This is a genomic window from Streptomyces nogalater (assembly GCF_039532885.1).
Lineage (GTDB): Bacteria > Actinomycetota > Actinomycetes > Streptomycetales > Streptomycetaceae > Streptomyces > Streptomyces nogalater.
Map to the genome: position 1 here is coordinate 343,372 of NZ_BAAASM010000001.1, position 23,823 is coordinate 367,194.

Below are 23,823 nucleotides of genomic sequence, written 5' to 3' on the forward strand. Positions count from 1 at the left end.
AATCCACCACCGTGACTGCTCTGACTCTCAGCACCGCCGCGGCGCCCGGCCTGCGGGCCGACGCGATCGTGATCGGTGTCGCCAAGGGCGCCCAGGGGCCCGTCGTCGCGCCGGGCGCCGAGGCCGTGGACAAGGCGTACGACGGCAAGCTGGCCGGCGTCCTGGAGACCCTCGGCGCCTCGGGTGCCGAGGGCGAGCTGACGAAGCTGCCCGCACCGGCCGGCTTCAAGGCCCCGCTCGTGGTGGCGGTGGGCCTGGGCACGGAGCCCTCGGACGACGACGCCGGCTACGACGCCGAAGCGCTGCGCAAGGCCGCCGGTGTGGCCGCCCGCGCGCTCACCGGCGCCAGGAAGGCCGCGTTCGCGCTGCCCGTCGACGGCCCCGGCGCGATCGGCGCCATCGGCGAGGGCGTCCTGCTCGGCGCCTACTCCTTCGACACCTACAAGGGCGGCGCCCAGGACGCGAAGAACGCCAAGGCCAAGAACGGCAAGGCGCCGCTGGCCGAGGCCGCGCTGCTCGGCGGCAAGCCGCGCGACGCCGCCCACAAGGGCGCGCTCGCCCGCGCGGTCGCGGTCTGCGAGGAGCTCAACCGCGCCCGCGACCTGGTCAACATGCCGCCGAACGACCTCACCCCCGCCGCCTTCGCCGCCATCGCGCAGACCGCGGCCAAGGAGCACGGCATCAAGGTGCAGGTGCTCGACGACAAGGCCCTGGCCAAGGGCGGCTACGGCGGCATCCTCGGCGTCGGCGGCGGCTCGGCGGCCACCCCGCGCCTGGTGAAGCTGTCGTACAAGCACCCGAAGGCGGGCAAGCACCTGGCCCTCGTCGGCAAGGGCATCACCTACGACTCGGGCGGCATCTCGCTGAAGCCGGCCGGGCACAACGAGACGATGAAGTGCGACATGAGCGGCGCCGCCGCCGTGTTCGCCGCGGTCGTCGCCGCCGCCCGGCTCGGCCTGGAGGTCGACGTCACCGGCTGGCTGGCGCTGGCCGAGAACATGCCGTCCGGCTCCGCCGTCCGCCCGGGCGACGTGCTGCGCATGTACAGCGGCAAGACGGTCGAGGTGCTCAACACCGACGCCGAGGGCCGGCTGGTGCTCGCCGACGCGCTGTGGGCGGCCTCGCAGGAGAACCCGGACGCGATCGTGGACGTCGCCACGCTGACCGGCGCGATGATGCTGGCGCTGGGCACCCGGACGTTCGGTGTCATGGCCAACGACGACGCGTTCCGCACCGCGGTGCACGAGGCGGCCGAGGAGGTCGGCGAGCCGGCCTGGCCGATGCCGCTGCCGGAGCACCTGCGCAAGGGCATGGACTCGCAGGTGGCCGACATCGCGAACATGGGCGAGCGCTGGGGCGGCGGGCTGGTGGCCGGCCTGTTCCTGCGCGAGTTCGTCGGCGAGGGCATCGCCTGGGCGCACCTGGACATCGCCGGGCCGGCCTTCAACGAGGGCGGCCCGTTCGGGTACACCCCGAAGGGCGGCACGGGATCCGCGGTGCGTACGCTGGTCCGGCTGGCCGAGCTCACGGCCGAGGGCGACCTCGGCTGAGGCCGCCCGGGAGTCCGCTCCCCTCCGTCGTTTCGCGGCTCCGTCGCGGGGGCCGGCCGCCCCCGCGCGGCGGAGCCGCACGCCGCATACGGCCCCGCGCCTCCTCGGGGCGCCGGAACGTGGGACGTCTCACACACCGGCCCGGCGTCTCGATCCCGTCCGACAAGTGCAAAGATGGAGCCCGGCAGGACAGGGCCCCCACCGAAGGGCCGAAGCATCAAGCGGCCGGACACCAGCCGCCTGCCGGTCATCGCCGACCGGCGCACGGCGCACATGCATGGAGGACGTGACGTGGCGAACGACGCCAGCACCGTTTTCGACCTAGTGATCCTCGGCGGTGGTAGCGGTGGTTACGCCGCGGCCCTGCGCGGGGCTCAGCTGGGCCTGGACGTCGCCCTGATCGAGAAGGACAAGGTCGGCGGCACCTGCCTGCACAAGGGTTGCATCCCCACCAAGGCTCTGCTTCACGCGGGCGAGATCGCCGACCAGGCCCGCGAGAGCGAGCAGTTCGGCGTCAAGGCCTCCTTCGAGGGCATCGACGTCCCGGCCGTCCACAAGTACAAGGACGAGGTCATCTCGGGCCTGTACAAGGGTCTGCAGGGTCTGATCTCCTCGCGCAAGGTGACGTACATCGAGGGCGAGGGCCGTCTGTCCTCCCCCACCTCCGTCGATGTGAACGGCCAGCGCGTCCAGGGCCGCCACATCCTGCTGGCGACCGGCTCCGTGCCGAAGTCCCTGCCGGGCCTGGAGATCGACGGCGACCGCATCATCTCCTCCGACCACGCCCTGGTCCTGGACCGCGTGCCGAAGTCCGCCATCATCCTGGGCGGCGGTGTCATCGGCGTCGAGTTCGCCTCGGCGTGGAAGTCCTTCGGTGCCGACGTCACGGTCATCGAGGGCCTGAAGCACCTCGTCCCGGTCGAGGACGAGAACTCCTCCAAGCTTCTTGAGCGGGCCTTCCGCAAGCGCGGCATCAAGTTCAACCTGGGCACGTTCTTCCAGAAGGCCGAGTACACCCAGGACGGTGTGAAGGTCACCCTGGCGGACGGCAAGGAGTTCGAGGCCGAGCTGCTGCTCGTCGCCGTCGGCCGCGGCCCGGTCTCCCAGGGCCTCGGCTACGAGGAGCAGGGCGTCGCGATGGACCGCGGCTACGTGCTCGTCGACGAGTACATGCGCACCAACGTCCCGACCATCTCCGCCGTCGGCGACCTCGTCCCGACCCTCCAGCTCGCGCACGTCGGCTTCGCGGAGGGCATCCTGGTGGCGGAGCGGCTGGCCGGCCTGAAGGTCGTCCCGATCGACTACGACGGTGTCCCGCGGGTGACGTACTGCCACCCGGAGGTCGCCTCCGTCGGTCTCACCGAGGCCAAGGCGAAGGAGATCTACGGCGCGGACAAGGTCGTCGCTCTGAAGTACAACCTGGCGGGCAACGGCAAGAGCAAGATCCTGAAGACCGCGGGCGAGATCAAGCTCGTCCAGGTCAAGGACGGTGCCGTGGTCGGCGTCCACATGGTCGGCGACCGGATGGGTGAGCAGGTCGGCGAGGCCCAGCTGATCTACAACTGGGAGGCGCTGCCGGCCGAGGTGGCCCAGCTCATCCACGCCCACCCGACGCAGAACGAGGCCCTCGGCGAGGCCCACCTGGCCCTGGCCGGCAAGCCGCTGCACTCCCACGACTGACCTCCCTCGGTCACTGGGCGCGACGACACAGACTTCCGCAATTCGTTAGGAGCAACCGAAACCATGGCGGTTTCCGTAACCCTTCCGGCGCTCGGCGAGAGCGTCACCGAGGGCACTGTCACCCGCTGGCTGAAGGCCGAGGGCGAGCGCGTCGAGGCCGACGAGCCGTTGCTCGAGGTCTCGACGGACAAGGTCGACACCGAGATCCCCGCCCCCGCCTCGGGCATCCTGGCCTCCATCAAGGTGGCCGAGGACGAGACGGTCGAGGTCGGCGCCGAGCTGGCCCTCATCGACGACGGCACGGGTGCGCCCGCCGCCGAGCCGGCCCCCGCCGCCGAGGCCGCCGAGGCCCCCGCCGCCGAGCCCGCCCCCGCCCCGGCCGCCGAGGCTCCGGCCCCGGCCCCGGCCCCGGCCCCCGCCGCCGAGGCCGCCCCGGCCGCCCCGGCCGGTGGCACGCAGGGCACCGACGTGGTCCTGCCCGCGCTGGGCGAGTCCGTCACCGAGGGCACCGTGACCCGCTGGCTGAAGTCGGTCGGCGAGACCGTCGAGGCCGACGAGCCGCTGCTTGAGGTCTCGACGGACAAGGTCGACACCGAGATCCCCGCCCCCGCCTCGGGTGTGCTGCTGGAGATCGTGGTCGGCGAGGACGAGACGGCCGAGGTCGGCGCCAAGCTCGCCGTCATCGGTGCCCCGGGTGCCGCTCCGGCCCCCGCCGCCGAGGCCGCACCGGCCGCCCCCGCGGCTGCCCCGGCGCCCGCCCCGGCCCCGGCTCCGGCTCCGGCTCCGGCCGCTGCCCCGGCTCCCGCTCCCGCTCCGGCCGCTGCCCCGGCGCCCGCCCCGGCTCCGGCCCCCGCCGCTGCCGCCCCGGCTCCGGCGCCCGCTCCGGCCCCGGCTCCGGTCACCCCGGCCACCGCGCCGACCTCGCCGACCGCCACCCAGGCGACCGACGAGGGCGCGTACGTGACCCCGCTGGTGCGCAAGCTCGCCGCCGAGAACGGCGTCGACCTGGCCACCGTCAAGGGCACCGGCGTCGGCGGCCGGATCCGCAAGCAGGACGTCCTCGCCGCCGCCGAGGCCGCGAAGGCCGCCGCCGCTCCGGCCCCCGCCGCTGCCGCCCCGGCCCCCGCAGCGAAGAAGGCTCCGGCACTTCAGGCCTCCCCGCTGCGCGGCCAGACCGTGAAGATGCCCCGCATCCGCAAGGTCATCGGCGACAACATGGTCAAGGCGCTGCACGAGCAGGCGCAGCTGTCGTCGGTCGTCGAGGTCGACGTCACCCGTCTGATGAAGCTGCGCGCCCGGGCGAAGGACTCCTTCGCGGCCCGCGAGGGCGTCAAGCTCTCCCCGATGCCGTTCTTCGTCAAGGCCGCCGCGCAGGCGCTGAAGGCCCACCCGGTCATCAACGCCAAGATCAACGAGGCCGAGGGGACCATCACCTACTTCGACACCGAGAACATCGGTATCGCGGTGGACTCCGAGAAGGGCCTGATGACCCCGGTCATCAAGAACGCCGGCGACCTGAACATCGCGGGCATCGCCAAGGCCACGGCGGAGCTGGCGGGCAAGGTCCGCGCCAGCAAGATCACCCCGGACGAGCTGTCCGGTGCGACCTTCACCATCTCCAACACCGGTTCGCGTGGCGCGCTGTTCGACACGATCATCGTGCCGCCGGGCCAGGTGGCGATCCTCGGCATCGGTGCCACGGTCAAGCGTCCGGCCGTCATCGAGACCGAGGAGGGCACGGTCATCGGCGTCCGCGACATGACCTACCTGACCCTCTCCTACGACCACCGGCTGGTCGACGGCGCCGACGCGGCCCGTTACCTGACGGCGGTCAAGGCGATCCTGGAGGCGGGCGAGTTCGAGGTCGAGCTCGGTCTCTGAGCGGCTCTCGGGCTTAGGACCGAAGCGACATAGAGCCGGGTCCGCGACCTCATCGCGCCTGATCAGGCGTACGGCACCCCGTCCGGAGTTCTTCCGGGCGGGGTGTTCGTGTTTGTCCGGATGCGCAGCGTGTAAGGCTCGTCTCACCTGCGTCAAAGCGCCCCCGCGCGCCCTCCCCGCGGAGCGAACCAGCCGTATTGTCTAAACGTCAAAGCCCCCGGGGGCCGCAGGACGGCCCCTCCCTAAGGAGCCGTCATGACCGCGCCCGTCGTCCACTCGCTGCGCGAGCAGATCCGCGAGCACATCGTGGAGGGGATCGTCAGCGGGCGCTGGCAGCCGGGCGAGCGGATCGTGGAGCGGCGGATCGCGACCGAGCTGGAGGTCAGCCAGACCCCGGTGCGGGAGGCGCTGCGCGAGCTGGAGTCGCTGCGGCTGATCGAGTCGGCCCCGAACAAGGGCGTACGCGTCCGCAATCTGACGGCGGCCGATCTGGAGGAGAGCTACCCGGTCCGGGCGGGTCTGGAGGCGATCGCCGCCGAGCTGGCGGCGGAGCGGCTCGCGGACGACTGCTCGGCGCTGGAACCGCACGTCACGGCCCTGTACGAGGCCGACCGGAAGGCGGACGGCACGGCCCAGGTGCGGCACACGGTCGGTTTCCACCGGGAGCTGGTGCGGGCCGCGCGCAACTCGGTGCTGCTGCACACGTGGGAAGGGCTGGGCATCGAGGTCTTCACGGCGCTGTCGATCCGCTGGCTGGGCACGGTCCAGCAGTCGTACGCGGAGGAGCACGAGGAGCTGGTGCAGGCGTTCCGGCGCCGTGATCCGCGGATCGCGGAGCTGGTGAAGGCGCATGTGCTGGGCTGCGCGCCACGCGCCTGACCCAGCCGAGCATACCCCTGCTCACCTGCGAAAACCCCCCTCGAACGCGGCACCGGGTGCCCATTTCGAAGGCACCGGGTGCCTACTTTCTCGGAATCGAGACTTTTTAACCCTCAACCCTTTGATCGATCATCGATCAGAGGGTTACAGTCGCCGACGGACTTCCACCGAAGTCCGCTGCCCTGTCCTGCCAAAGACCTAGGGCACCCCCGAACCCTTGACGATGAGGGAACCCCCTTCGACTGAGGAAGGCGGCGACATGACCGACCCCAACGCCATCCAGCCGAGCGCGCTCGACCAGCTCCCGGACCGCGACCCGGAGGAGACCGCCGAATGGCAGGCCTCCCTGGACGCCGTGGCCAGGGAGGCCGGACCGCACCGCGCCGCGTACCTGATGCGCCGCACGCTGGAGCGCGCCGAGGCGGGCGGCATCGCGCTGCCGAAGCTCCTCGAAACCGACTACGTCAACACGATCCCCACCTCCGCGGAGCCGGCCCTGCCCGGTGACCCGGAGATGGAGGCCCGGATCACCGCCTGGAACCGCTGGAACGCGGCGGCGATGGTGACCCGCGGCAGCAAGCACGGCGTCGGCGGCCACATCGCGACCTTCGCCTCCGCCGCCTGGCTGTACGAGACCGGCTTCAACCACTTCTTCAAGGGCAAGGAGGGCGACGGCTCCGGCGACCAGCTGTACATCCAGGGCCACGCCTCCCCCGGCATCTACGCCCGCGCCTTCCTCGACGGCCGGCTGTCCGAGCAGCACCTGGACAACTTCCGCCAGGAGGCCGGCGGCAACGGCCTGCCCTCCTACCCGCACCCGCGCCGGCTGCCCTGGCTGTGGGAGTTCCCGACGGTCTCCATGGGCCTCGGCCCGCTGTCGGCGATCTACCAGGCGCGGTTCAACCGCTACCTGACCAACCGCGGCATCAAGGACGTCTCCGCCTCGCACGTCTGGGCCTTCCTGGGCGACGGCGAGATGGACGAGCCGGAGTCCACGGCCGCCCTCGCGCTGGCCTCGCGTGAGCAGCTGGACAACCTCACCTTCGTCATCAACTGCAACCTCCAGCGCCTGGACGGCCCGGTCCGCGCCAACTTCAAGATCGTGCAGGAGCTGGAGGCCCAGTTCCGCGGCGCCGGCTGGAACGTGATCAAGACGCTGTGGGGCACGGCCTGGGACGAGCTGTTCGCCCTGGACACCACGGGCGCGCTGGTCCGCCGGCTGCGCGAGGTGCCGGACGCGCAGGTCCAGACGTACCAGACCCGCGACGCCGCCTACATCCGCGAGGACTTCTTCGGCAAGGACCCGGCGCTGGCCGAGATGGCCAAGCTGCTGAGCGACGACAAGATCCTGGAGTGCTTCCACCTCTCGCGCGGTGGTCACGAGGCGAGCAAGGTCTACGCCGCGTACAAGGCCGCCGTCGAGCACAAGGGCGCGCCGACCGTGATCCTGGCCCAGACGGTCAAGGGCCACACCCTGGGCGAGGGCTTCGCGTCGAAGAACGCCAACCACCAGATGAAGAAGCTGACGGTGGACGAGTTCAAGGCGATGCGCGACCGGCTCGGCCTGCCGATCAAGGACAGCGACTTCGTCGACGGCGTGGTGCCCTACGGCCACCCGGGCGCCGACTCCCCCGAGGTGCGCTACCTCCAGGAGCGCCGCGCGGCCCTCGGCGGCCCGGCCCCGGCCCGCCGTACCCACCCGCTGCCCGCGCTGCCGGCCCCGTCCGAGAAGGCGTTCGCCTCCTTCGACAAGGGCTCCGGCTCGCAGAACGTGGCCACCACGATGGCGTTCGTCCGCCTGATCAAGGACCTGGTCCGCGACAAGGAGACGGGCAAGCGCTGGGTGCCGATCGTCCCGGACGAGGCGCGCACCTTCGGCATGGAGAGCCTCTTCCCGTCCCTGGGCATCTACTCGCCCAAGGGCCAGACGTACGAGCCGGTCGACCGTGACCAGCTGATGTACTACAAGGAGGCCAAGAACGGCCAGATCCTCAACGAGGGGATCACCGAGGCCGGTTCGATGGCCGACTTCATCGCCGCTTCGTCGTCGTACGCGACGCACGGCGAGGCGATGATCCCGTTCTACATCTTCTACTCGATGTTCGGCTGGCAGCGCACGGCCGACCAGATGTGGCAGCTCGGCGACCAGCTCGGCCGCGGCTTCCTGGTCGGCGCGACGGCGGGCCGTACGACCCTGACGGGCGAGGGCCTCCAGCACGCCGACGGCCACTCGCCGATGATCGCCGCGACCAACCCGGCCGCGCTGACGTACGACCCCGCGTTCGCCTACGAGATCGCGGTGATCGTCCGTGAGGGTCTGCGCCGGATGTACGGCGAGGCCAAGCCGGGCGAGGACCAGAACGTCTTCTACTACCTGACGGTCTACAACGAGCCGCTGCCGCAGCCGGCCAAGCCGCAGGGCCTCGGCATCGACGAGGGCATCGTCAAGGGCCTGTACCGCTTCAACACGGCGGAGTCCGCGGGCATCACCGTGGCGGCGGGCGCCCCGCGCATCCAGCTGCTGGGCTCGGGCACGGCGATCCACTGGGCCCTTGCGGCGCAGAAGCTGCTGGCCGAGGAGTGGGGCGTGGCCGCGGACGTGTGGTCCGCGACCTCCTGGACCGAGCTGCGCCGGGACGCGCTGGAGGCCGACGCGGCGCTGCTGCGCGGCGAGGACCGGGTGCCGTACGTCCGCCAGGCCCTGCAGGGCGTCGAGAGCCCGGTGCTCGCGGTGTCCGACTACATGCGCCAGGTCCCGGACCAGATCGCGCAGTGGGTCGAGCAGGACTGGTCCTCGCTGGGCGCCGACGGCTTCGGTCTGTCGGACACCCGTGAGGCCGCCCGCCGCCACTTCGGCGTCGACGCCCAGTCGATCGTCGTGGCCGCCCTCGCCCAGCTCGCCCGCCGCGGCGAGGTCAAGGCGACGGCGGTCAAGGAGGCCCGGGAGAAGTACGGGCTGTAAGCAGGCCGACGGTCTGTGGGCAGGCCGACGCAGCGAGAAGGCCGACGGGGAGTGACGGCCGGCCCGGCACCGCCGGGCCGCGCCGCCGCGGCCGGACGCCATCGCGGCGGACAGGAGGGTGCGCGCCCGCGCGGGTCGCGGGTGCCCTCCGGTCCGCCGCGTTCGCCTTTTCCGGCCCGCGCGGGCCGTGCTGTCGGTGCCCTTCGGCATCATGGGCGCATGCGTGCGGCCCGGCTCATCAAGATGGTTCTGCTGCTCCAGTCCCGCCCCGTCATGACCGCCGCCGAGCTGGCGCGGGAGCTGGAGGTGTCGGAGCGGACCGTGACGCGGGACGCCCAGGCGCTGTCCGAGGCGGGGGTGCCGGTGTACGCCGACCGGGGGCGGACCGGGGGGTACCGGCTGGTCGGCGGGTACCGGACGCGGCTGACCGGGCTGGCCCGCGGCGAGGCCGAGGCGCTGTTCCTGAGCGGGGTGCCGGGGGCGCTGCGGGAGATGGGCCTGGCGGACGCCGCCTCGGCGGCCCGGCTGAAGGTGTCGGCGGCCCTGCTGCCCTCGCTGCGGGACGCCCCGGACACCGCCGCGCAGCGCTTCCACCTGGACGCGCCCGCCTGGTTCCGGGAGCCGGAGACGCCCGCGCTGCTGCCGGTGCTCGCCGAGGCGGTGTGGGACGACGGCCGGGTCCTCGCCCGGTACCGGCGCGGGGAGGACACGGTGGAGCGGCGGCTGGAGCCGTACGGGCTCGTGCTGAAGGCCGGCGTCTGGTACCTGTGCGCGCGGGTGGCCGGAAGCGGTTCCTTCCGGACGTACCGGATCGACCGGTTCACCGCCGTGGACCCGCTCGGCGAGCGGTTCGGCCGCGACCCGGAGTTCGATCTGCCCGGTTTCTGGGCGGAGCAGGCCGAGCGGTTCGCCCGCTCGATCCTGCGCGGCGAGGTCGTCGTACGGCTCTCTCCGGAGGGTGCCCGCCGGCTGCCGCACGCGGTCGATCCGCTCGCCGCGCGGACGGCGCTCGCGGAGCCGGGCGCGCCGGACGCGGCGGGCTGGGTGACGGTGACGCTGCCCGTGGAGTCGGAGGAGGTCGCGTACGAGCAGCTGACGGCGCTCGGCCCGGAGGCCGAGGTGCTGGCGCCGGCCGCGCTGCGCGAGCGGTTCACGGCGGCCGCGGCCCGCGCCGCCGCGCTGTACCGCCGGCAGGAGCGCTGAGCGGGGCCGTCGTACTCCGGGTGCGTGCCACCGGGTAAGGCCCGATGCTGGTGGCGTGATGGACGAGACGGAGTTCTGGGAGCTGATCGACTCCACCCGCGAGGCCGCCGAGGGGGACCCCGAGGAACAGGCCGACCTGCTGGTGGAGCGGCTTCTCGCGCTGGACCCGGAGCGGGTCCTGGACTTCGCCCGCCACTTCGAGGCCCGCTACAACCGCGCCTACCGCTGGGATCTGTGGGGTGCCGCCTGGCTGCTGCTGGACGGGTGCAGCGACGACGCGTTCGACTTCTTCCGGTGCTGGCTGATCGGGCAGGGCCGGGAGGTCTTCGAGGGGGCCCTGCACGACCCGGACGCGCTGGCCGGGCTGCTGGGCGGTTTCGACGAGGAGGTGGACGGCGACGGCGAGGAGCTGGGGTACGCGGCGGACGAGGCCTACGAGCAGCTGACCGGCACCGTCGCCCCCGAACTGGGCCTTCCCCCGGCGCCGGCCGAACCGGAGGGCACCCCGCTGGACCTGGAGGACGACCGGGTGCTCGCCGAGCGGTTTCCCCGGCTGTGGGAGCGGTTGAGGTCATGACGCCGCCGCGTGTGCCGGGACGCTCCCGCGCGGGGCCGCGACGATCGCCCTCACGACCGCCCTCACGGCTGCTTCCCGCGCTGGGTGCCCCCGGTCGGCTCGGCCCGGCCGGCACCACCGCCGGCACTGGCACTGGCACTGGCACGGGCACTGGCAGTAGCACGGGCACGGGCACTGGCAGTGGTGTGGGTGCCGGGGACGGTCCTGGGACGCCGGGTGGGGAGCGGGCGGTGGGTCTTGCGGGGCGGCGCCGTGGCCGGGCGGCCCTGGAGCAGGGCGGCCCGTTCCCGGATGGCCGGGAGGCGGGCGGTCAGGGCCGCGCCGGGGCAGCTGGTGGGGAATCCGGTGTCGTGCCCGGCGAGGGCGGGCAGGGTGGCGGCGGCGCCCGCCTTGTACCGGCTCTGGCCGCTGCTGGAGACCAGCCGGGCCCGGCCGCGCGGGTCGATGTCGGCGAGCCCGAGCTTCCAGGCCGCGAGGGCGGCGATGGCGTCGGTCATGGCCCGGGGCACGGGGACGCCGGCCGTGAAGGTGCCGAGGGCGGCGATACCCGCGGTGCGGTGGTTGAAGCCCTGGGTGTGGGCGCCGGTGACGGCCCGGTCGATGCCTCCGGCGCGGCCCTCGTAGATGGTGCCGCAGTGGTCGACGAGGAAGTTGTAGCCGATGTCGTCCCAGTGCCGGGCGCCGGTCTGGCCGGCGTACAGGCCGCGGATGATGCGCGGCGCGTCGGCGCAGGCGTAGTCGTTGGGCGAGTCGGTGTGGTGCAGGAAGACGGCCACCACCTTGTCGTCGTAGCGCGGGGGCGGCTGGGTGTGCCCGGTGACGCGGTCCAGCCAGGCGGAGCGCGGCACGATGCGCGGCCGGGCGGCCCGGTGCCCGACGGGCGGCCGGGCCCCGGCGGCGGGGCGGTCGGGACGGGAGGCGGCGGCGCGCTCGGTGCCGCGGGCGCACAGGACCAGCGCGCCGACGGCGAGCAGCCCGGGCAGGCAGCCGAGCAGCACCAGCAGCGCCCCGGGTATCCGCCGTGCGGTACGGGGGTTCCCCGCGGCGGGCCGTGCCGGGGCCTGCGGGGCTCTTCGGAGGACACGCATGATCCCACTGTCAAGCCGCCGGGCCGTACCCGCGACGCACGCTCTGCCACCTGGCGCAACCGTCGTCCCGGTCCGGGCCGGTTCCGGGGGCGCGGCCGTATCCGGGGGGCGCGGCGCGGCCGTATCCGTTCCGGTTCCGCCCGTACCGGGGGGTTCGGTCCGCCGTACCAGGGGGGCTCTCGGAGAAAGGCGGCTTCCGTGAACCTGCTGGATCTGGTGCTCGCCGTGGTGGCCGTCGGCTGCGCGGTGCCGGGATACCGACGCGGGCTGGTGGCCGGGTGCCTCGCGCCGGCCGGGTTCGTGGCCGGCGCCCTCGTCGGGGTGTGGCTGCTGCCGTGGAGCACGGGCCGGCCGGCGCCGGGTCCGGCTGCGGTCACGGCGCTCGCCGCGGTGACGCTGCTGGTGCCGGCGGTGCTGGGGCACCGGCTGGCGGGCCGGTCGGCACGGCGGCTGCGCGGGCGGCTGGACCGGGGCCCGCTGCGGGTGGCGGACGGCGTCGGGGGCGCGGCGGTGAACGCGGTCGCGGTGCTGGTGGCGGCCTGCGTGGCGGCGGGCGTACCGGGCGCGGCCGCGTCCCCGGCGCTGACGGCGGAGATACGGGACTCGACGCTGCTGGGCGCGGTGCGGCAGCGGATGCCCGAGACCACGCCCGCCTGGTTCGCGCGGGCCGCGTCCGCGCTGTCCGAGGCGGGTTTCCCGCGGGTTTCCGGCCCGTTCGCGGCCGGGCCGGCGGCCCGGGCGGCCCGGCCGGCGGACGACGGCGTCACCCCGGCCGCGGCCCGGGCGGCCCGGCGCGGCACGGTGAAGATCGAGGGACTGGCGGGCGCCGAGGGCCGCGAGGGCAGCGGGTTCGTCTACGCGTCCGGGCGGGTGCTGACCAACGCGCACGTGGTGGCCGGCATCGACCGCCCGAGCGTGCGGGTCGGCGGGGCCGGGCGGTCGTACCCGGCCCGGGTGGTGCTGTTCGACCCGGGCCGGGACGTGGCGGTGCTGTACGTGCCCGGGCTGCGCGCCCCGGCGCTGCGGTTCGCCCCGGACGCCGGGCGCGGGGACCCGGCGGTGGTGGCGGGCTATCCGGAGGACGGGGGCCTGGACCTGCGGGCGGCGACGGTCACGGACCGGGTACGGGCGATCGGCTCGGACCTCTACGACGAGCGCACGGTCACCCGGGAGGTGTACACGATCCGCTCCGAGGTGCTGCCGGGCAACTCCGGCGGCCCGCTGCTGACCCCGGACGGCCGGGTGCTGGGGATGATCTTCGCCCGGTCCGCCTCGGACGCGGGGACGGGGTATGTGCTGACGGCGGCCGAGGTGACGGGCGCCGCCCGGCGCGCGGCCACGGCGACGGCCCCGGTGGACACGGGCGAGCTGGTCGCCGCGTAGGGCGCGGGGTCACAGGGACCGGCCCATGCACACGTCGTCGACGTAGCGGCCGTCGAGGAAGAACTCCCCCGGCAGCACGCCCTCGACGGCGAACCCCTCGGACTCGTACAGCACCCGGGCCGGGGTGTTGTGCCCGAGCACCCGCAGGGTCAGCCGGCGGGCGCCGCGCTCGCGCGCGCGGTCGACGGCGGCCCGTAGCAGCGCGCGCCCCACGCCCCGGCCGCGCGCCTCGTCGGCGACGGCGAACCCCTGGATCTGCAGGACGTGCGCGTTGGCGGCGAGCGGGGTGGGGCGGGCGAGGCGGAGGTAGCCGAGGAGGCGTCCGCCGGCCTCGGCGACGAGGAAGTCCTCCGGGCGGTGCCGGTCGTCGAAGAACGGCGGGTACGGCGGCCGCGGGCGGGGCGTGACCGCGTGCAGGGTGGACCAGGTGGTCCGGTCGAGGGCGGCCAGTTCCTCCTCGTCGTCGGCCTGGGCGGTGCGTATGGAGGGCTCGGGCATGACGATCACCCTAGGCGGCGTGGTCCGGGCGGCCAACGTGTTTCCGGGCCTCGGGCGGGGTCATGCTTGGGGCCATGGAACGTTCACGTATCGCGGTGGCCGGCGCGTCCGGTCTCATCGGCGGGGCCCTGGTGCGGTCCCTGGCCGCCGACGGGCACGAGGTGGTGCGGCTGGTGCGCCGGGCGCCCCGGGGCCCGGACGAGGTCCGCTGGGACCCGGAGCGGGGCCGGGTCGACGCGGCCGGGCTGACCGGGTGCGAGGTGGTGGTCAATCTGGCGGCGGCCGGGGTGGGCGACCGGCGCTGGACCCCGGAGTACAAGCGGGTGCTGCGGGACAGCCGGGTGCTGGGCACGGCCGCGCTCGCCGAGGCGGTGGCCTCGCTGCCCGAGCCGCCCCGGGCCTTCCTGAACGGCAGCGCGATCGGCTTCTACGGCGACACCGGCGAGCGGGTGGCGGACGAGGACACGCCCCCGGGCGACGGTTTCCTGGCCGGGCTGTGCGTGGAGTGGGAGGAGGCCGCGGCGCCCGCCGAGGAGGCCGGGGTGCGCACGGTGTTCCTGCGCACGGGGCTGGTGGTGGCCCGGGGCGGTGGCGCCTGGGGACGGCTGTTCCCGCTGTTCCGGGCGGGGCTCGGGGGGCGGCTGGGCGACGGGCGGCAGTACTGGTCGTACATCGCGCTGCACGACGAGGTGGCCGCGATCCGGCATCTCATCGACCGGGACGACCTGTCCGGCCCGTTCAATCTGACCGCCCCGCAGCCGCTGACGAACCGGGAGATCACCGCGGCGATGGGCCGGGTGCTGCACCGGCCGGCGGTGTGCGCGGTGCCGGCCGGGGTGCTGCGCGCGGTCCTCGGGGAGATGGCCGGGGATGTGCTGGGCAGTCAGCGGGTGGTCCCCAAGCGGCTGCTGGAGTCGGGCTTCCGGTTCGCGTTTCCCGGTATCGAGGAGGCGATCCGCGCGGCGTAATGAGCCGGTTGACAACACGGGCACACAAAAGTGACCGTATGCGACCTCCATGCGACCGTGCCCTGTTGATGCGCGACTCCTCCTGACCGATCACCGCCCTAACCTCGATCCGAACTCGGGTATCCGTGGCGCCAGTCGGAGGCATGGCTCCTCCACCGGCCGCGTAACCACAGGAGGGGCCTCGTGCTTGAGCCCGCGTACCAGGTGGACGTCGTCATCGTGGGGGCCGGCATTGCCGGCCTCTCGGCCGCTCACCGGCTGACCAGCGCCGGAATCACCACCGCGGTCCTGGAGGCCGCCCCGTACGTCGGCGGTCGCATGTCGACGGAGAAGGTCGACGGCTTCCGGCTCGACCGCGTCGGACAGCTGCTGTCCACGTCCTATCCCGAACTCCGGCTGACCCCGGGCCTGGCCGAGCTGTCCCTGCGCCGCTTCGCGCCGGGCGTGCTGCTGCACCGCGACGGGCGCCTCCAGCGCGCGGGCGCCCCAGCGCCCGGCGGAAGCGCGAGGGGCGCACGGGGCGCACTCCACGCCGTGCGCGCCCTCGCCGGCACGCCCAGGGGTACGGCCGTCAGGGCGACGGCGGCCCGGGCCACGACCGGCCGGGGCACGACGGTCACGCCCGGCCGGACCGGCGGCGCGCCGGTGGGCGGCGCGGTGGACCAGGCCCGGCTGGGCGCCGCGCTGGGCCGGCTCGCGGCGACGCCCGTCGAGCGCGTCCTGGCCCGTCCCGAGCTGCCCGCCGCCCAGGCCCTGGCCCGGCGCGGGGTGCCGGCCCGCACCATCGACGGCTTCCTGCGTCCGCTGCTGGCCGCGCTGCTGTGCGACCCGGAGCTGACCACGTCCAGCCGCTGCGCCGACCTGGCGCTGCGCGCCTTCGCGAGCGGCCGGCTGTGCGTGCCGGAGGGCGGCGCGGAGATGCTTCCGGAGCTGCTGGCCGGGGCGCTGCCGCCGGGCACCGTGCACACCGGGGTGCGGGTCACCTCGGTGTCCACGACCTCGGTGGCCACCGCCGAGCACGGCGAGGTCCGCTGCCGGGCGGTGCTGCTGGCCACCGACGCGCGGGCCGCGGCGGAGCTGCTGCCCGGGCTGAGGGTGCCGGACTTCCATCCGGTGACGGTGGTCCACCACACCGCCGACGAACCCGTGGAGGCCTTCGCGACCGGTGCCTCGCTGCTGCTGGACGCGGACCGGGGCGGACCGGTGGCGCACACGGCGGTGCTCAGCGCCGTGGACCCGAGCCGGGCGCCGGCCGGCCGGGTGCTGATCTCCTCGACGGTGCTCGGCCCGCCGCCGGAGGGCGTCGACACCGCCGTCCGCATCCACCTCTCCCGCCTCTACGGCACCTCCACGCGCCGCTGGGAGACGCTGTCCGTGCACCACACCCCCGAGGCGGTCCCGGCCATGCGCCCCCCGCACGACCCTCGCCGCCCGGTACGCCTCCTGGCGGGCCTGTACGTCTGCGGCGACCACCGCGACAGCGGCACGGTCCAGGGAGCGCTGCACTCCGCCCGCCGGGCGGCGTCGGCGATCCTGACGGACCTGGGCGCCACGGGCTCGATGCACCGCGCGGATCCGGCCCCGGTGCTGCCGCGGGCGGCGTAGCCGCTCGCGGCGGTCCTACCCCAGCGCGGCGACCTTCTCCCGGTAACCGCGCACCGGCGCCGCGTCCCGGTACGGCTCCAGCCGGCGTTCGAAGTCCTTCACGTACTCCACCGCGCGGGCGGACCGCATCTCCGCGGCCTGCCCGGCGGCCTCCGCCGCCAGCGCGCAGGCCTGGTCGAGTTCACCGAGACCCAGCCGCGCGGTGGCGAGGACGACCCGGCAGAACAGCCGGCTGCGGGCGAAGGCGGGCGCCCGCAGCTGGAGGGCGCGCTCGGCGTGCTGCGCGGCGGCCCGGAACTGCTGGAGGTCCCGGTGGCAGTGCCCGAACTCGTCGGCGAGCTGCCCCTCGTCGAAGAACCGGGCCCAGTACGGCACCTCGTCCCCGGGCCGGGCCGCCTCCAGCGCGCGCTCGGCCCGCACCAGCGCCGCGGTGCACGCCCGTACCTCGCCGAGGACGGCGTGCGCCCGCGCCTCGGAGGCGTGCAGCAGCGACTGGACGACGGGCGGGGCGCCGGTGCCCACGCCCTGCTGGGCGACCCGGGTCAGCTGCACGGCCTCCCTGCCGTGCCCGAGGTAGACGGCCTGGCGGCTCATGGTGACCAGGACGTAGGAGCCGTAGGCCCGGTCGCCGGCGGCCTGGGCGAGCCGCAGGGCCTGCACGAAGTAGCGCTGGGCGAGTCCGTGCGCGGCGATGTCGTACGACGTCCAGCCCGCCAGCCGGGTCAGGTCGGCGGCGGCGCCGAACAGCCGGCGGCCGGTCTGCTCGCCGTAGCTGCCGCGGAGCATCGGCTCGCACTCGTGCTCCAGGTAGCGCACCAGCGCCTGCCGGGCGTGGCCGCCGCCGAACCGGTCGTCGAGGGTGCGGAACAGCTCGCCGACCGAGCGCAGGGCGGCGATGTCGCCGGCGGTGACCCGGTGGCCGGGGGTGCGTTCGGCGGTCGCGCGGGCCCGGGCCACGGCCGCCGCCCCGGGCGGGAGCGGGGTCCTGGCCGCGCCGGGCCGGCCCTGCGGCGGCACCCGGGGTCCCGGCTCGCGGGCCACCCGGTCGTCGGGCTTGCCGATCAGCCAGTCCCGGCTGGGCACGACCAGCCCCGCCGGGGTGAAGGCGATCTTGCGCAGCTCGGCGTGGCTGCCGGAGTCCTTGCGCCACAGGCCGCTGACGATGTCGACGGCCTCCTCGGGGGTGGCCGCGAACTCCAGCCCGGCGTACACCGGCGCGCAGGAGTCCAGGCCGAGATCCTGGGCGGTGAGCCGGCGCCCGAGCCGGCGGGTGAACACCTCGGCGATGAGGGCGGGGGTCGTCCCGCGCGGCTGCTGCCCGCGCAGCCAGCGGGTGACCGATGTCTTGTCGTATCTGAGGTCCAGCCCGTGTTCCAGACCGAGCTGATCGACGCGACGGGCCAGACCCGCGTTGGAGAACCCCGCTTCTGCGATGAGCGCGGCGAGCTGGCGGTTGGGGGTGCGCTGCGCGGGTCGGTCCGTCATCTGCGGTGCGGTCTCCTGCCTTCCGGGCCTGTGGACGTGCCCGGATTGCCTTTGAGCAGCCCTTATGGCCTCATGAACGGCGCGAATGTAGCGGAGAGTGAACAGACGATCACACACTTTGCGCCACCTTCATTCGATCGTGTGAGGAACGCCCGCAGGGCTGACGCGGGCCGGTCGGACGTACAGTGGCGTGGGCGCGATACATGCCTGACACACCCATCGCCGAGGGAGGCGCTTGCCGTGAGTGAGTTGCGGTTCGTCCGCAGGGGATTCGGTGCCGATGCCGTCGACTACCAGGAGGCCTGGGACGAGCAGCGCCGGATCCACGCGGCCCGGTTCGCCGACGAGGTCCCCGACACCGTGCTCCTCCTGGAGCACCCCCCGGTGTACACGGCCGGCCGGCGCACCGAGGACAGCGAGCGCCCGCTGGACGGCACCCCGGTCGTCGACGTCGACCGCGGCGGCAAGATCACCTGGCACGGCCCGGGCCAGCTGGTGGGCTACCCGATCCAGAAGCTGCCCCGCCCGGTGGACGTGGTCGCGCACGTACGCCGGCTGGAGGAGGCGCTCATCCGCACCTGCGCCGAGTTCGGCCTGGAGACCACCCGGGTCGAGGGCCGCAGCGGCGTATGGGTGCTCGGCGACCCGGTCGAGCAGCGGCCGGCGCTCGGGGGGCTGTCCCTGGACTTCGACCCGCGCCTGACCGACGACGAGTTCGACCCCCGCCTCAACGGCCCCGAGTACGCCCCCTCCAACGCGGGCCAGCGGCGCGAGGACCGCAAGATCGCGCAGATCGGCATCCGGGTGGCCAAGGGCGTCACGATGCACGGCTTCTCGTTCAACGTGAACCCGGACATGAAGTGGTTCGACCGGATCATCCCGTGCGGCATCCGCGACGCGGGCGTGGCCTCCCTCGCGGGCGAGCTGGGCCGGGACATCACGGTCGAGGAGGTCGTGCCGGTGGTCGAGAGGCACCTCAGGGACGTCCTGGAGAACGCGGTCCTCAGGCCCCGGGAGATCGAGAAGGCGTCCGCCTGACCGTCGGCACCGGGAATGCGCCCTGTGGTCGCGAGGTTGGTCTCACCGGCAGGGCGCAATCAGCACGGGCGTACCCTGGTGTACGCCGAAGAATCGAAGTCACAGGGAGCCGACGTGTCCGCAGTCTCACCGGACGGACGCAAGATGCTGCGCCTGGAGGTCCGCAACAGCCAGACCCCCATCGAGCGCAAGCCCGAGTGGATCAAGACCCGGGCGAAAATGGGCCCCGAATACACGAAGATGCAGAACCTCGTGAAGAGCGAGGGCCTGCACACGGTGTGCCAGGAAGCCGGCTGCCCGAACATCTACGAGTGCTGGGAGGACCGCGAGGCGACCTTCCTCATCGGCGGCGACCAGTGCACCCGGCGCTGCGACTTCTGCCAGATCGACACCGGCAAGCCCGAGGCGCTCGACCGCGACGAGCCGCGCCGGGTGGGCGAGTCCGTGGTGACGATGGACCTGAACTACGCCACCATCACCGGCGTGGCCCGCGACGACCTGCCGGACGGCGGCGCCTGGCTGTACGCCGAGACCGTGCGCCAGATCCACGCCCAGACGGCCGGGCGCGAGGGCGGCCGGACCAAGGTCGAGCTGCTGGCCCCCGACTTCAACGCGGTCCCCGAGCAGCTGGCGGAGGTCTTCGAGTCCCGCCCCGAGGTCTTCGCGCACAACGTCGAGACGGTCCCCCGGATCTTCAAGCGGATCCGCCCCGGCTTCCGCTACGAGCGCTCCCTGAAGGTCATCACCGAGGCCCGCGACTTCGGCCTGGTCACCAAGTCGAACCTGATTCTCGGCATGGGCGAGACCCGCGAGGAGGTCAGCGAGGCGCTGCGGCAGCTGCACGAGGCGGGCTGCGAGCTGGTCACCATCACCCAGTACCTGCGTCCCTCCGTCCGGCACCACCCGGTGGAGCGCTGGGTGAAGCCGCAGGAGTTCGTGGAGCTGAAGGAGGAGGCCGAGCAGATCGGCTTCTCCGGTGTGATGTCCGGCCCGCTGGTGCGCTCCTCCTACCGCGCCGGGCGGCTGTACCAGATGGCCGTCGAGAAGCGGGGCGCGTTCGTCGCCGCCCAGGCGGTGTGAGCCCGCGCGTGTGAATCGTCGCACACGTCACTACTGACCGGTAATGGCCGAGTCGACGCGGTCCCGGCCGTCCTCGCTGATGAGGGCGGCGCCGGGGCCGCGTCGCCGTTGCGGCCCCCGCGCCCAGGGGTTCACCCCTGTTTGACCGGTCGGTCACGCCCTGGTAACACCAGACAGTGACCCTGGGTGTTCACGCCCCTGTCTCCACCGTTTCTAGGGGGGATCCCGATCATGCAGGCAGCACCCGTACGCGCCACCGCCATCCCGTCCTTCACCGACGCGCTCCGCCGCGTCGAGTCCCTGCTGCTGAGCGGCGGCCAGCGCACCGCCCGCCGCAACGCCTGGACCTCCGTCCTGGAGGACCGCCGCCGGGCCAAGGACCGGGTCGAGGCCCAGCGGTTCCTGGAGCAGGCCGCCGGCCGCTCCTGACCCGCACCCGCCCCCGGGCCGGCCCCGCCGGGCACTGCCGTCGTAGGCGCTCCCGGGGGCACGTAGACTTCGTGGCATGGCGAGGAAGGAAACCGCGGCGGACGCCGCGAATGCCGGGCGACTGAAGCAGATCGCCCTCACGTACCAGATGACCCGCAAGGCCGACAAGAAGATCGGCCTTGTACTCGCGGCCGTCGGCATCGGCACGCTCGGTGTCTTCCTCGCGATCGGCTTCCTGATCGGACACCCGGTCTACCTGGGCATCTTCGGCCTGCTGATCGCCCTGCTGGCGACGGCCATCGTGTTCGGCCGCCGGGCCGAGCGGGCCGCCTTCGGTCAGATGGAGGGCCAGCCGGGCGCCGCCGCGGCCGTGCTGGACAACATCGGCCGCGGCTGGACGACGACTCCGGCGGTGGCGATGAACCGCAGCCAGGACGTGGTGCACCGGGCCGTCGGCAAGGCCGGCATCGTGCTGGTCGCCGAGGGCAACCCGAACCGGGTGAAGACCCTGCTGGCCGCCGAGAAGAAGAAGATGAACCGGATCGTCGCGGACGTGCCGGTGCACGATGTGATCGTGGGCAACGGCGAGGGCCAGGTCGAGCTGAAGAAGCTGCGCACGACCCTGCTGAAGTTCCCGCGGGTGCTCACCGGCCCCCAGGTGACCGCCACCAACGACCGGCTGCGCGCGCTCGGCGACCTGATGAGCAACATGCCGCTGCCGAAGGGTCCGATGCCCAAGGGCATGAAGCTGCCGAAGGGCGGGCCCCGGGGGCGCTGACCGCACCCGGACACGCCATCGACGAAGCCCCGTACCCCCTGGTGGGTACGGGGCTTCGTTGACACGCCACCGAACGGAGCATCCGGCAGGTAATCGGCTCATCCGCTCTTAGCCTTCGGAATGTGACAAAACGCCATATTACGTACCTCGCATGCGCCACGGCCCTCGTCGGTGCGTTCGCCGGCGCCGCCCCGGCGTCGGCGGCCCACCGGACCCTCGTGGTGCACCCGGGTGAGTCCATCCAGAAGGCGGTGAACGCCGCCCGGCCCGGCGACACCGTGCTGGTGTCGGCCGGCACCTACCACGAGAGCGTCACGCTCAAAACCGCCGCGGTGACCCTGCGGGGCGTGGGCCCCCGCACCGTCATCCGGCCGCCCGCGAACTCCAGGGCCGTACCGCCCGCGAAGGGGGCCACCCCCACCTGTCGCGCGGCCGGCAACGGCATCTGCGTGGTCGGCGGGAAGCACAAACCCCTCCGGGACGTCACCGTCGCCCATCTGAAGGTGACCGGTTTCGCCAAGGTCGGCCTGTGGTCCATGGACACCGACCGGCTGACCGTCACCGGGGTGATCGCCGACGACAACGGCCAGTGGGGCATCGCCCAGGAGCACTCCACCCGGGGCGTCTTCCGCCGTGACACCGCCCGGCGCAACGGCGACGCCGGCCTGTTCCTCGCCAACAGCGTCAAGGCCGAGCAGGGCGCCGCGGACAGCAAGGGCACGGTAGTCGAGCGCACCCTGCTGGAAGGCAACCGGATCGGACTCACCGTCCGCCGGCTGCGCAACCTCACCGTCCGGCGCAACCACGTCACCGGCAACTGCGCCGGCGTGTTCGTCGTGGGCGACGAGAACAAACCGCGGGCGGGCGCGCTGACCGTGCGCGCCAACCTGGTCGAGCGGAACAACAAGTACTGCCCGAAGACCGCCCGGCTGCCCCACCTCCAGGGCTCCGGCATCGTCCTGACCGGCACCGAGAAGGCCCTGATCGCCCGGAACACGGTCACCGGCCACTCGGGCAGGTCCCCGCTGTCGGGCGGCATCGTCCTGTTCAAGAGCTTCGTCGGCGCCACCAGCGAGCGGAACCGGATCACCGGCAACCACCTGTCGGCCAACTCCCCGGCGGACCTGGTCAACCAGGAAGCGGCCAAGAGCGGCAACGCCTTCGAGCGCAACTCCTGCCGCGCCTCCAGGCCCGCGGGCCTGTGCTGACCGGACCGCCGTACCCGACCCACGCAAGGAAGGAAGACGGCACATGACCGCACCATCCCCCGCGCTCTCCACCGCGCCGGAGCCCGGGGCGCCCCCCACCCCGCCACCGTCGATGCGGCTGCGCGAACTCGTGTTCGGGGCGGCCTGCGCCGCCGCCGTCCGCGCCGCCGCCCGGCTCGGTGTCGCCGACGCCCTCGGTGACGCCCCCATGACCGTCCAGGGCCTGGCGGCGGCCGTGCACACCGAGCCCGGGCCGCTGCGCCGGCTGCTGCGCGCCCTGTCCTGCCACGGCGTCTTCGCCGAGCGGCCCGACGGCACGTTCGCCCACACCGCGATGTCCCGGCTGCTGCGCGAGGACGACCCGAACAGCCTGCGGGCCATCGCCCTGTGGTGCACCGAGCCGTGGACCTGGGACGCCTGGCCCCAACTGGACCGGGCGGTGCGCACCGGCCACGACGTCGTACAGGACCTGTACGGCAAGGAGTTCTTCCAGTACCTCAACGAGGACGCCCCAGAGTCCGCCGACGTCTTCAACCAGGCGATGACCCGGTCCAGCGAGCAGTCGGCCCGGGAGGTCGCCGCGCTGCTCGACCTGTCCGGCAGCGACTCGGTCGCCGACCTCGGCGGCGGGCAGGGGCACGTGGTGGCCAGCCTGCTCGACAAGTACCCGGCCATGCTCGGCTATCTGCTGGACCTGCCGCGGGTGGTGGACAACGCCCTGCCACGGCTGCGCCCGGGCGGCGACCTGGCCGGCCGGACGCGGATCGTGCCGGGTGACATCCGCGAGGCCGTCCCGGTCAGGGCCGACGTCTACATCATCAAGAACATCCTGGAGTGGGACGACGACTCCACCGCCCGGCTGCTGCGCAACGTGGTCGAGGCGGGCGGCCCCGGCACCCGGGTCGTCGTGATCGAGAACCTGGTGGACGACACGCCGTCCATGCGGTTCAGCACCGCCATGGACCTGCTGCTGCTGCTCAACGTGGGCGGGGCCAAGCACACCACCGCCAGCATGACCGGCCGGCTGCGGGCGGCGGGCCTGGAGGTCGGCGACATCCGCCCGGTCAACCCCTTCCTGCACGCCTTCGACTGCACGGTCCGCGGGTGAGCCCACTGCCCCACGGCACACCGGTGCCGGGTCCGCGTGTGACGCGGGCCCGGCACCGGTGCTCCGGACGGGGGTCTCAGACTCCGGCGTCGCGCTCCCAGACGTAGAAGCGCCGGGCCATGGCGTCCTTCGGGGACCGCCAGGTCTCGGGGTCGTACGCGCTGACGTACGCCGACAGCCGCTCGCTGACCTCTCTGAACTCGGGGTGCGAGGTGACCTTGGCGATGGCCGGTCCGGGCTCGCGTTCGGACTCGATGAGGTGCATGTACACATCACCGAACTGGAAGAGGCTGCGCCGGGCCACCCCGACGAGGTGCGGCAGCTCTCCGCGGTCGGACTCCGCGAACACCTTGGCGATGTCCGGGGCGGAGCCCGGGGCCATGCGGGCGACGATCAGGGCCTGGTGCACGGTCGTCTCCTGCT

At 73.6% G+C, this 23,823-nt stretch carries 19 protein-coding genes and 1 pseudogene; 16 read left to right on the forward strand and 4 right to left on the reverse strand.

Translation table 11 applies throughout. The features are described from left to right. Positions 1-11: 11 nt before the first annotated feature. The 7 genes from ABD350_RS01580 to ABD350_RS01610 all read left to right on the forward strand — a co-directional run bounded on the left by ABD350_RS01580 (position 12) and on the right by ABD350_RS01610 (position 10,732). A complete protein-coding gene (locus ABD350_RS01580; protein ID WP_344345613.1) occupies positions 12-1,550 on the forward strand; it encodes a leucyl aminopeptidase in 1,539 nt (512 codons plus the stop codon). A 291-nt stretch (positions 1,551-1,841) separates the two neighbouring features. Continuing rightward, positions 1,842-3,230 (forward strand): dihydrolipoyl dehydrogenase, encoded by a 1,389-nt coding sequence (gene lpdA / locus ABD350_RS01585; protein ID WP_344345615.1) that lies wholly within the window; start codon positions 1,842-1,844, stop codon positions 3,228-3,230. Positions 3,231-3,293: 63 nt separating this feature from the next. Beyond that, positions 3,294-5,111: a 2-oxoglutarate dehydrogenase, E2 component, dihydrolipoamide succinyltransferase gene (sucB, locus tag ABD350_RS01590; RefSeq protein WP_344345617.1), complete on the forward strand. Its 1,818-nt coding sequence runs from the start codon at positions 3,294-3,296 to the stop codon at positions 5,109-5,111. A gap of 255 nt (positions 5,112-5,366) precedes the next feature. After that, a complete protein-coding gene (locus ABD350_RS01595) occupies positions 5,367-5,990 on the forward strand; it encodes a GntR family transcriptional regulator (RefSeq protein WP_344345619.1) in 624 nt (207 codons plus the stop codon). Positions 5,991-6,249: 259 nt separating this feature from the next. After that, positions 6,250-8,952 (forward strand): pyruvate dehydrogenase (acetyl-transferring), homodimeric type, encoded by a 2,703-nt coding sequence (gene aceE / locus ABD350_RS01600; RefSeq protein ID WP_344345621.1) that lies wholly within the window; start codon positions 6,250-6,252, stop codon positions 8,950-8,952. Positions 8,953-9,171: 219 nt separating this feature from the next. Then, positions 9,172-10,155, forward strand: a complete 984-nt coding sequence (locus ABD350_RS01605; RefSeq protein WP_344345623.1) for a helix-turn-helix transcriptional regulator — start codon at positions 9,172-9,174, stop codon at positions 10,153-10,155. Positions 10,156-10,213: 58 nt separating this feature from the next. Then, positions 10,214-10,732: a DUF4240 domain-containing protein gene (locus tag ABD350_RS01610; RefSeq protein WP_344345768.1), complete on the forward strand. Its 519-nt coding sequence runs from the start codon at positions 10,214-10,216 to the stop codon at positions 10,730-10,732. 260 nt (positions 10,733-10,992) lie between these two features. On the opposite strand, the pseudogene ABD350_RS01615 reads toward ABD350_RS01610, so the two are convergent. Further along, a pseudogene (locus tag ABD350_RS01615) lies at positions 10,993-11,820 on the reverse strand (peptidoglycan recognition protein family protein); the annotation flags it as partial. A gap of 198 nt (positions 11,821-12,018) precedes the next feature. Here ABD350_RS01615 and ABD350_RS01620 point away from each other — a divergent pair. Further along, positions 12,019-13,203: a MarP family serine protease gene (locus ABD350_RS01620; protein WP_344345625.1), complete on the forward strand. Its 1,185-nt coding sequence runs from the start codon at positions 12,019-12,021 to the stop codon at positions 13,201-13,203. Positions 13,204-13,212: 9 nt separating this feature from the next. On the opposite strand, the gene ABD350_RS01625 is transcribed toward ABD350_RS01620, so the two are convergent. Then, positions 13,213-13,701, reverse strand: a complete 489-nt coding sequence (locus tag ABD350_RS01625; protein WP_344345627.1) for a GNAT family N-acetyltransferase — start codon at positions 13,699-13,701, stop codon at positions 13,213-13,215. A 74-nt stretch (positions 13,702-13,775) separates the two neighbouring features. Between ABD350_RS01625 and ABD350_RS01630 the strand changes: the two genes are divergently transcribed. Both ABD350_RS01630 and ABD350_RS01635 read left to right on the forward strand, forming a co-directional pair. Then, positions 13,776-14,669, forward strand: a complete 894-nt coding sequence (locus tag ABD350_RS01630; protein ID WP_344345629.1) for a TIGR01777 family oxidoreductase — start codon at positions 13,776-13,778, stop codon at positions 14,667-14,669. A 183-nt stretch (positions 14,670-14,852) separates the two neighbouring features. Then, positions 14,853-16,274, forward strand: a complete 1,422-nt coding sequence (locus tag ABD350_RS01635; RefSeq protein WP_344345631.1) for an NAD(P)/FAD-dependent oxidoreductase — start codon at positions 14,853-14,855, stop codon at positions 16,272-16,274. Between the two features lie 15 nt (positions 16,275-16,289). Here ABD350_RS01635 and ABD350_RS01640 read toward each other — a convergent pair whose 3' ends face one another. Next, positions 16,290-17,759: an NsdA family TPR-like regulatory protein gene (locus ABD350_RS01640; RefSeq protein ID WP_344345633.1), complete on the reverse strand. Its 1,470-nt coding sequence runs from the start codon at positions 17,757-17,759 to the stop codon at positions 16,290-16,292. 240 nt (positions 17,760-17,999) lie between these two features. Here ABD350_RS01640 and lipB point away from each other — a divergent pair, with 240 nt between their 5' ends. From lipB to ABD350_RS01670, 6 genes are all read left to right on the forward strand, one after another. Continuing rightward, positions 18,000-18,797 (forward strand): lipoyl(octanoyl) transferase LipB, encoded by a 798-nt coding sequence (gene lipB / locus ABD350_RS01645; protein WP_344345635.1) that lies wholly within the window; start codon positions 18,000-18,002, stop codon positions 18,795-18,797. A 114-nt stretch (positions 18,798-18,911) separates the two neighbouring features. Beyond that, positions 18,912-19,877: a lipoyl synthase gene (gene lipA, locus ABD350_RS01650; RefSeq protein ID WP_344345637.1), complete on the forward strand. Its 966-nt coding sequence runs from the start codon at positions 18,912-18,914 to the stop codon at positions 19,875-19,877. 231 nt (positions 19,878-20,108) lie between these two features. Further along, the gene (locus tag ABD350_RS01655) at positions 20,109-20,306 is read left to right on the forward strand and encodes an SCO2195 family GlnR-regulated protein (protein WP_344345639.1); all 198 of its coding nucleotides are present in this window, start codon (positions 20,109-20,111) and stop codon (positions 20,304-20,306) included. 76 nt (positions 20,307-20,382) lie between these two features. Then, positions 20,383-21,084 carry a DUF4191 domain-containing protein gene (locus ABD350_RS01660; RefSeq protein WP_344345641.1) on the forward strand — a complete coding sequence of 234 codons (702 nt, stop codon included), beginning with the start codon at positions 20,383-20,385 and terminating at the stop codon, positions 21,082-21,084. Between the two features lie 122 nt (positions 21,085-21,206). Then, the gene (locus ABD350_RS01665; protein ID WP_344345643.1) at positions 21,207-22,292 is read left to right on the forward strand and encodes a right-handed parallel beta-helix repeat-containing protein; all 1,086 of its coding nucleotides are present in this window, start codon (positions 21,207-21,209) and stop codon (positions 22,290-22,292) included. Between the two features lie 112 nt (positions 22,293-22,404). Continuing rightward, entirely contained in the window at positions 22,405-23,400 is a 996-nt protein-coding gene (locus ABD350_RS01670) for a methyltransferase (protein WP_344345770.1), read from the forward strand. Between the two features lie 76 nt (positions 23,401-23,476). On the opposite strand, the gene ABD350_RS01675 is transcribed toward ABD350_RS01670, so the two are convergent. Then, positions 23,477-23,809 (reverse strand): TcmI family type II polyketide cyclase, encoded by a 333-nt coding sequence (locus tag ABD350_RS01675; protein WP_344345645.1) that lies wholly within the window; start codon positions 23,807-23,809, stop codon positions 23,477-23,479. Positions 23,810-23,823: the final 14 nt, after the last annotated feature.

Excerpts from the sequence above, each read along its gene's own strand:
- ABD350_RS01660 (WP_344345641.1), top strand. The coding sequence starts at position 20,383 with ATGGCGAGGAAGGAAACCGCGGCGGACGCCGCGAATGCCGGGCGACTG.
- ABD350_RS01655 (WP_344345639.1), top strand. The coding sequence starts at position 20,109 with ATGCAGGCAGCACCCGTACGCGCCACCGCCATCCCGTCCTTCACCGAC.
- ABD350_RS01640 (WP_344345633.1), bottom strand. The coding sequence starts at position 17,759 with ATGACGGACCGACCCGCGCAGCGCACCCCCAACCGCCAGCTCGCCGCG.
- ABD350_RS01610 (WP_344345768.1), top strand. The coding sequence starts at position 10,214 with ATGGACGAGACGGAGTTCTGGGAGCTGATCGACTCCACCCGCGAGGCC.
- aceE (WP_344345621.1), top strand. The coding sequence starts at position 6,250 with ATGACCGACCCCAACGCCATCCAGCCGAGCGCGCTCGACCAGCTCCCG.
- ABD350_RS01630 (WP_344345629.1), top strand. The coding sequence starts at position 13,776 with ATGGAACGTTCACGTATCGCGGTGGCCGGCGCGTCCGGTCTCATCGGC.
- ABD350_RS01670 (WP_344345770.1), top strand. The coding sequence starts at position 22,405 with ATGCGGCTGCGCGAACTCGTGTTCGGGGCGGCCTGCGCCGCCGCCGTC.
- ABD350_RS01595 (WP_344345619.1), top strand. The coding sequence starts at position 5,367 with ATGACCGCGCCCGTCGTCCACTCGCTGCGCGAGCAGATCCGCGAGCAC.
- ABD350_RS01605 (WP_344345623.1), top strand. The coding sequence starts at position 9,172 with ATGCGTGCGGCCCGGCTCATCAAGATGGTTCTGCTGCTCCAGTCCCGC.
- ABD350_RS01625 (WP_344345627.1), bottom strand. The coding sequence starts at position 13,701 with ATGCCCGAGCCCTCCATACGCACCGCCCAGGCCGACGACGAGGAGGAA.
- sucB (WP_344345617.1), top strand. The coding sequence starts at position 3,294 with ATGGCGGTTTCCGTAACCCTTCCGGCGCTCGGCGAGAGCGTCACCGAG.